This is a genomic window from Microbacterium sp. NPDC079176, from assembly GCF_040686675.1.
In the GTDB taxonomy this organism is placed as follows: Bacteria; Actinomycetota; Actinomycetes; order Actinomycetales; family Microbacteriaceae; genus Microbacterium.
Map to the genome: position 1 here is coordinate 69,659 of NZ_JBFBLM010000008.1, position 6,606 is coordinate 76,264.

Below are 6,606 nucleotides of genomic sequence, written 5' to 3' on the forward strand. Positions count from 1 at the left end.
GTCCTTACTCTGCAGCCTGGAGTGCGGCGTCGCGGCGGTCGAAGGTGAGACCTCCCGGCACCTGGAAGGTGGGCATCAGCTCGACGAGTCCGATGTTGACGTGCGACGGCGCGTCGACCGCGAACCCGATCGCCGAGACGACGTCGTCGACGGTGAGCGACTCGAAGCCCTCGTAGTAGGTCGCCCAGGCCTCGGCATCCGTCTCGGGGGTTCCACCGAGGTTGCGTGAGAAGATCTCGGTCTCGATGCGGCCGGGGCTGAGCTCGGTGACCCGCACCCGCTTGCCCAGTGCGTCGTTGCGGAGCTGACGCGAGAGCTGATGAACGGCCGCCTTGGTCGCGTGATAGGCGGTGTGGCCGAAGAAGTTGTAGTGCCCGGCGATCGAGGAGATGTTCAGCACATGGCCGCGATCCCGCTCCACCATCCCGGGGTACAGCAGACGCAGGATCTGCATCACCGCGGTGAGGTTCACCTCGACCAGGTCGTCCAGATCCTCGGCGGAGGAGCTCAGGAGGTTGCCCGCGCGGCTGACACCTGCGCTGTTCAGCACGATGTCGGCCTCCACACCGTCGAGCGCACGGGTGAGGGCATCCGTGTCCCGCACATCCAGTGCGTGGGCGATGACCCCCCTCTCTGCGAGCTCTGAGAGCCGCTTCTCGTCGCGCGCGATCGCGTGGACGGTGAGCCCCTTCGAGAGGAAGAGGTCGATCGCCCCTCGCCCGACGCCGCTGGTGGCGCCGGTGACGACGGCTACTTCGTAGTCGGAGAAAGTCATAGCAGGGTCCTTCCGGTGGTTGACAGGGAGAGCGCGTCGAGAGCCGCGAACACGGCTCCGACACGAAGACGGAGAGCATCGAGGGCGACGAGGTCGGCACGGGTGCGCGCAGCGGCCTCCGCCGACGAGACGCGGCGGAACCGCAGCCTCTGGCCCGGGCGCACCTGGGCGAGCACGTCGAGCGAACTCGAGGTCACGACGGCGAGCACGGGGTATCCGGCGGTGACCCCACGGCCCCGGTGCAGGACGAGCAGCTCGTCTCCGGGCGGCACCTCGACCGCCCCCACCGGCACTCCCCGCGAGAGCACCTCGCCGCGGCTGACGCGTTCGGGCAGGGGCCCCGTCATCCGCAGTCCGATGTGGTTGCTCGTCGGAGTGACGAGGTACGGCTGCTCGAAGAGGCGATCCGCCGTGCCTGCGAAGTCGTCGATGTCGGGGCCGTCCGTGACGTCGACGACGAACCCTGCGGGGATCCGCGGCACGTCGAGGCTGTACAGCTCTGCGCTGAAGTGATCGTTGAAGAACGGCGAGGTCTCGTGGCGAAGGGCGAGCGACGAGCCCGCCGAGAGCCGACCGCCGAACCCGAGAACCGAGTCGGGTGCACAGCTGCCGAGCAGCAGCGGCACCTCGAAGGAGCCTCGCACAGCGAGGTAGGCGCGCAGCCCCCCCTGCAGCTGCCGAAGCGCAACGGACTCCCCCGCCCGCACCGACACCGGCTGGCCGCAGGGGCGTCCGACCCCGTCGATCGTGAGATGGCCGTCGGCGCCGGTGACCGCGATCAGGATGTCGATGTCGGGGACGAACTCGAGGTCGAGCGCCGTGATCTCGAGCAGCGCCGCGTTCTCGGGGTTGCCGACGAGGATGTTCGCGATCCGCGCCGATCGCTGGTCGAGGGCGCCGTTCACCGGCACGCCGTATCGTGGGCCTCGTCGGCGTCCGAGATCCGTGACCTGCGTGGAGCCGGCCTCGACGATGGTCAGGATGCCGGCGCTCATCGCGCCACCATCCGCGTTCCGAGCAGCGACTCGTACTCCTCGGGGCCGATGGGAGTGAACCGGATGAGGTCACCCGGCTCGTAGGGCACGAAAGGCTCGGCATCGAGATCGAGGACCGTCAGGGGCGTGCGTCCGATCAGCGGCCATCCGCCAGGTGCTGCGGCGGGGGTGATCGTCGCCTGACGACCGGCGACCGAGACGACGCCCTGCGGGACATGCGCGCGGGGACTCGCGAGACGCGGCACCGGGTTCGGGAAGGGAGGACCGTCGAGCATCGGCGACCCACCGGGAGCGCCGAGACACCGCACGACGTAGGTGGGCTCGCTGTGCAGACGCACGATCTCCTCCGCGCTGAGACTCTGCGCCGCGGCGACCGTCTGCAGGTCGAGCTCGCCGTCGAGGTCGTACAGCACGGGCACGTCGAACGTGCGCGGGGTGTCGGTGAGCGGACGATCGTGGTCGAGTCCCTCGATCACATGGGCGAGGTAGTCGCCCAGTCGGTCGAGCGACACCTCCGCCGGATCGATCTCGATCAATGCGGCGTCATAGGTGGGGATCACGCACTCGACACCGGGCACGTGGGCCGCGTCCACGAAGCGCGCGAGGTGATGGACGAGACGCCACCCGGCCTCGCGGTCGGCCAGGACGCTGACCACGCGCAGCGCGGAGTTGCCGCTGGGTGAGACGACGACGGATGCCTCTGACATGGCGTCTCCTCACTCCAACCAGTCCGCGAGAGGCGCGATCTCGACACCGGAATCTTCGAGGCCTTCGCGGATCCCGCGGGCGAGGTCGACCGCGCCGGCCGTGTCGCCGTGCACGAGCACCGTGTCGCATACGACCGGGATCAGCACGCCGTTGCGGCTCTCGATCACCCCGTCGACGACCATCCGCACCGTGCGGCGCCGGATCTCCTCGCCGCCGTGGATCACGGCACCCGGCTCGGTCCGGGGCACCAGAGTGCCGTCATCCTCGTACGCCCGATCGGCGATGCCGACGATGCCGACGCGGAGCCCGGCCGCCCGCGCGGCGTCGGCGAGTCTGCCGTCCTGCGCGAGGACGATGAGCTCGGGGTCGATGCGCTGCGCCGCAGTGGCGACGGCCTCCGCGTAGTCCTCGCGCACCGCGACGAGGTTGCCGAGACGCCCGTGCGGGGCGATGTGAGTCACCGTCGTGCCATGGAATGCCGCGAAGGCCTGCAGTGCACCGAACTGGTAGAGGACGTCGGTGCGCACCTCGTCGGCCGTCAACGCCATCTCGCGCCGCCCGAAGCCCTGCAGGTCGGGGAACGACGGATGTGCGCCGATTCCGACACCGCGCTGCACGCAAGCACGCACCGTCTCGTCCATGATCTGGGAGTCGCCCGCGTGGAAGCCGCAGGCGATGTTCGCCGAGGTGAGGATGTCGAGAAGAGCCGCGTCATCGCCCATCCGCCATGGTCCGAAGCCCTCGCCGAGATCTGCGACCAGATCGATCCTGCGTGTCATCGCCAGCTCCTCTCCTCATCGATTCCGCTGTGGGAATCAGGCTAGGACGGACGACATCAGGAGTCCTCAACTCATGCCACTTCCGTGCCGAAAATCTCGCTAAGTTCCGGTATTTGCGGGGTATCGGCGTCCTCACTTTGGCAAATTCCTTGCCATTTGCCTTTCCCCGACGGCGCCTGTTCGGTAGTGTCGTCGACACGCGCATCCGCAGGAGGAATCCCATGGTCGTTCCCGCACGCCGAGTCCAGCGTCGCGTCACTCTCACCGAGATCGCCGAGGCTCTCGGCGTCGCACCGTCGACGGTGTCGCGCGCCCTGTCGAATCCGAACCGGGTGAGCCCGGCGATGTACGAACGCATCACGAGCAAGGCGCAGGAGATGGGCTACACCTCGGCGCTCCTCCCCGCCGCCGAGAACCGTCTCGCCCGCGGCACCATCGCACTCGTCCTCCCGAACCTCACCAACCCGTTCAACCTCGACGTGACGCGCGGCGCGCAGGCGCAGATCCGCGCAGCCAGCTATCTGCATCTGCTCGTCAGCACCGAGGAGTCGCTCCCGATGGAAGAGCAGTGGCTGCGGGAGATGGCACGAACGGTCGACGGAATCGTCGTGTCGTCCCCTCGGATCGACGACGAGGCGCTGCGCGCCATCTCGCAGATCGCACCGACCGTGATGATCAACAGGGCAGCCCCCGGGCTGTCCGGCGTGGTGATCGACACCCCGGCGGGGCTCGCCCAGGCCGTGCTTTATCTGAACTCGCTCGGCCACACGCGCATCGCGTACGTCCGTGGACCTCACGGGTCATGGACCGACCACACGCGATTCGATGCGATCACCGCAGCCGCCGACGACAGAGGCGTCGACCTCGTCACGGTCGGTCGATATCAGCCGACGCTCGCGAACGGGGCGGCAGCTGCCGATGCCGTCGTGCTCACCCGCGCCACTGCCTGCATCTTCTTCAACGACGTGCTGGCGATCGGAGCGCTCGATCGCTTCCGGCAGCTCGGCGTCTCGATCCCCGACGACCTCAGCGTGGTCGGGTGCGACGACATCTTCGGCTCCTCGTTCTCGCATCCGCCTCTCACCACGGTCACCTCGCCCGGCGAGAGCGCCGGCCGCGCCGCCGTCGACATGCTCATCGGCCGGTTCTCCTCACGCGACCGCTCCGACCGCATCGACCACATCTCGGCGCACCTGACCGTGCGGTCCTCGACGGGCCCGCTGCGGAGCTGACACCGGCGGCGGCGCAGGAGCCAGACAGGCAAAGGACCCCGGATGCCGTCAGCATCCGGGGTCCTTCACGGTGGTCGGTGTTACGGGATCAGGATCGACGCCGTGACGGCATCCTTCTCCTTCTGCGTCTGCTGCACGTCGTCGACCTCGTCGAGCGTGTAGCGCCGGGTCTCGGTGGCGGTCAGCGCCGCGATCACCGCGATGAGCATCAGACCGATGCCGAGGAAGGCCGGTCCGATCCAGTTCTGCAGATCCTCTCCAGCGAGCGCCGTCGAGGCGACAGGGCCGATCGCTCCGGCGATCGCGAAGCCGATCTGCGTGCCGACGGCGAGGCCAGAGACGCGCACCCGGTTCGGGAACATCTCGGCGAAGAAGGCCGGCCAGGCCGCGTTCGCGGTGGAGTAGAAGAAGCCGTTGCACAGGATGCCGAGCACGAAGATCAACGGCCAGTCGCCCTGTGTGATCGCCCAGAGGTAGGGCACGGTGGTCAGGCCCGCACCGACCGCTCCGACGATGAAGACGGTCTTGCGACCGATGAGGTCGGAGACGTATCCGGCGAGCGGCGTGTAGAGCAGAGCGAGAAGGCTTGCCAGCACCGGCACCCACAGCATGGTCGCCTTGTCGAGTCCGTACCCCGTTGTCGCGAACGCCACCGAGAACGTGGCGAACAGGTAGCTGACACCGGCGATCATGGCGCAGGCGGCGACACGGATGATCGCGACCCAGTGGAAGCGGGTGACCTGCTTGATCGGTGCGAGCTGCACCTTGATCGCCTGGGTCTCGACGAAGGACGGCGGCTCTTCGAGGTTGCGACGGATCAGGTACGCGACCACGACCACGACGGCCGAGAGCCAGAACGGGATGCGCCAGGCCCAGCCGAGCAGGTCTTCCTGAGGCAGCGCGGCGAACGGGATGAACACCGCAGTCGCCAGTAGACCACCGGAGGCGGATCCGCTCGTCACGAAGCTCGTGGTGAATCCTCGGCGGTTGTCTGGGGCATGCTCGAGGCTCATCGAGATCGCGCTCGCCTGCTCACCCGACACCGACAGGCCTTGGATGATGCGGATCACCACCAGCAGGATCGGAGCGAGGACGCCGACCTGTTCGAACGTCGGCAGGCAGCCGATGATGAACGTGCAGATGCCGATGCCGAAGAGCGTCAGCATCATCACGAACTTGCGGCCGAAGCGGTCAGCGAGCGGGCCGAGGATGAAGGCCCCCAGCGGGCGCACGACATACCCCACGGCGAGGGTCGCCATACTCAGCAGCACGCGGATGCCTTCGGGCAGCTCCGGCGGGAAGAACAGCTGGTTGAGCACGAGCGCCGCGGCAGTGCCGTAGACCGCGAAGTCGTAGTACTCCAGCGTCGTGCCGATCCAGGACGCGATCGCCGCCTTCGCGGGCGTCTTCTTGGGTACAGAAGTGGTCGTCATGTCGCCTCCATCGGCGGTTCCGCAGCGGTGTGGCGATCGGGATATTCGCCGTCGTCCGCTGTGCGGTACCGCTGGTCGGGTTCTCGTGGGCGGCGGTCTCGCTCGCTTGCTCGAACTGTAGGTATCGACACGGCGGGCGAGCAAGCAATGTGCCACAGATTTGCCATATTCTCGCGAGGCAGCCGCGGAATTCTCGATGCGAAGTACTCCTTCTCACCGATCCGTGCCACGCGATTTGCCAGAGCGACGATCCAGCTCACGCGACTGCTCGGCTGGGCCGTCGATGGATGCGTGGGGCTGAGGCTGCTCGACCGCGTAACGGACCGCCGGCTGCCGGCCTTCCGACGATTGTCGAAAAAACGACCGATCGACGTCATCCTGCGATCGACGGTTATACGATCTGCATCGAGGCGCCAGGCCCGATGTGCTCTGCGGAAGGACAGCCGGATATGTCAGAGGACCTGCTGGTCGCCACCCGCCTGTTCGCGGTGCGAGAGGTCCTCGGCTCCGAGGCAGCGGACGCTCACGGATGACTTCCTCAGCCGACGCGCCGAGATCCGGCCCCGTATCCGCATGGGCACCGTTGGCGATCCCGGCGTTTCGGGTGCTGTGGTTCGCGCAGCTGGGCAGCAACATCGGCACCTGGATGCAGACCGTCGGCGCGCAGTGGTACCTCGTCGACGC

At 67.8% G+C, this 6,606-nt stretch carries 7 protein-coding genes; 2 read left to right on the plus strand and 5 right to left on the minus strand.

What is annotated here, in order from left to right:
* Positions 1 to 4: 4 nt before the first annotated feature.
* Genes AB0P11_RS17485 through AB0P11_RS17500 form a run of 4 tightly spaced genes read right to left on the minus strand, consistent with a single transcriptional unit; the run spans position 5 to position 3,257 of the window.
* Complete coding sequence (locus AB0P11_RS17485; protein ID WP_363523297.1) at positions 5 to 775, minus strand: SDR family oxidoreductase; 771 nt, start codon at positions 773 to 775, stop codon at positions 5 to 7.
* The gene (locus AB0P11_RS17490; protein WP_363523299.1) at positions 772 to 1,770 is read right to left on the minus strand and encodes a biotin-dependent carboxyltransferase family protein; all 999 of its coding nucleotides are present in this window, start codon (positions 1,768 to 1,770) and stop codon (positions 772 to 774) included. Before AB0P11_RS17490 ends, AB0P11_RS17485 begins: the two co-directional genes overlap by 4 nt.
* The gene (locus AB0P11_RS17495; RefSeq protein WP_363523301.1) at positions 1,767 to 2,477 is read right to left on the minus strand and encodes a carboxyltransferase domain-containing protein; all 711 of its coding nucleotides are present in this window, start codon (positions 2,475 to 2,477) and stop codon (positions 1,767 to 1,769) included. Before AB0P11_RS17495 ends, AB0P11_RS17490 begins: the two co-directional genes overlap by 4 nt.
* A 9-nt stretch (positions 2,478 to 2,486) precedes the next feature.
* Positions 2,487 to 3,257 carry a 5-oxoprolinase subunit PxpA gene (locus AB0P11_RS17500; RefSeq protein WP_363523303.1) on the minus strand — a complete coding sequence of 257 codons (771 nt, stop codon included), beginning with the start codon at positions 3,255 to 3,257 and terminating at the stop codon, positions 2,487 to 2,489.
* A 221-nt stretch (positions 3,258 to 3,478) separates the two neighbouring features.
* Here AB0P11_RS17500 and AB0P11_RS17505 point away from each other — a divergent pair, with 221 nt between their 5' ends.
* Positions 3,479 to 4,489, plus strand: a complete 1,011-nt coding sequence (locus AB0P11_RS17505) for a LacI family DNA-binding transcriptional regulator (protein ID WP_363523305.1) — start codon at positions 3,479 to 3,481, stop codon at positions 4,487 to 4,489.
* Between the two features lie 80 nt (positions 4,490 to 4,569).
* Here AB0P11_RS17505 and AB0P11_RS17510 read toward each other — a convergent pair whose 3' ends face one another.
* The gene (locus AB0P11_RS17510) at positions 4,570 to 5,922 is read right to left on the minus strand and encodes an MFS transporter (protein ID WP_215170615.1); all 1,353 of its coding nucleotides are present in this window, start codon (positions 5,920 to 5,922) and stop codon (positions 4,570 to 4,572) included.
* 529 nt (positions 5,923 to 6,451) lie between these two features.
* Here AB0P11_RS17510 and AB0P11_RS17515 point away from each other — a divergent pair.
* A partial coding sequence (locus AB0P11_RS17515) for an MFS transporter (protein WP_363523307.1) occupies positions 6,452 to 6,606 on the plus strand: 155 nt, incomplete at its 3' end.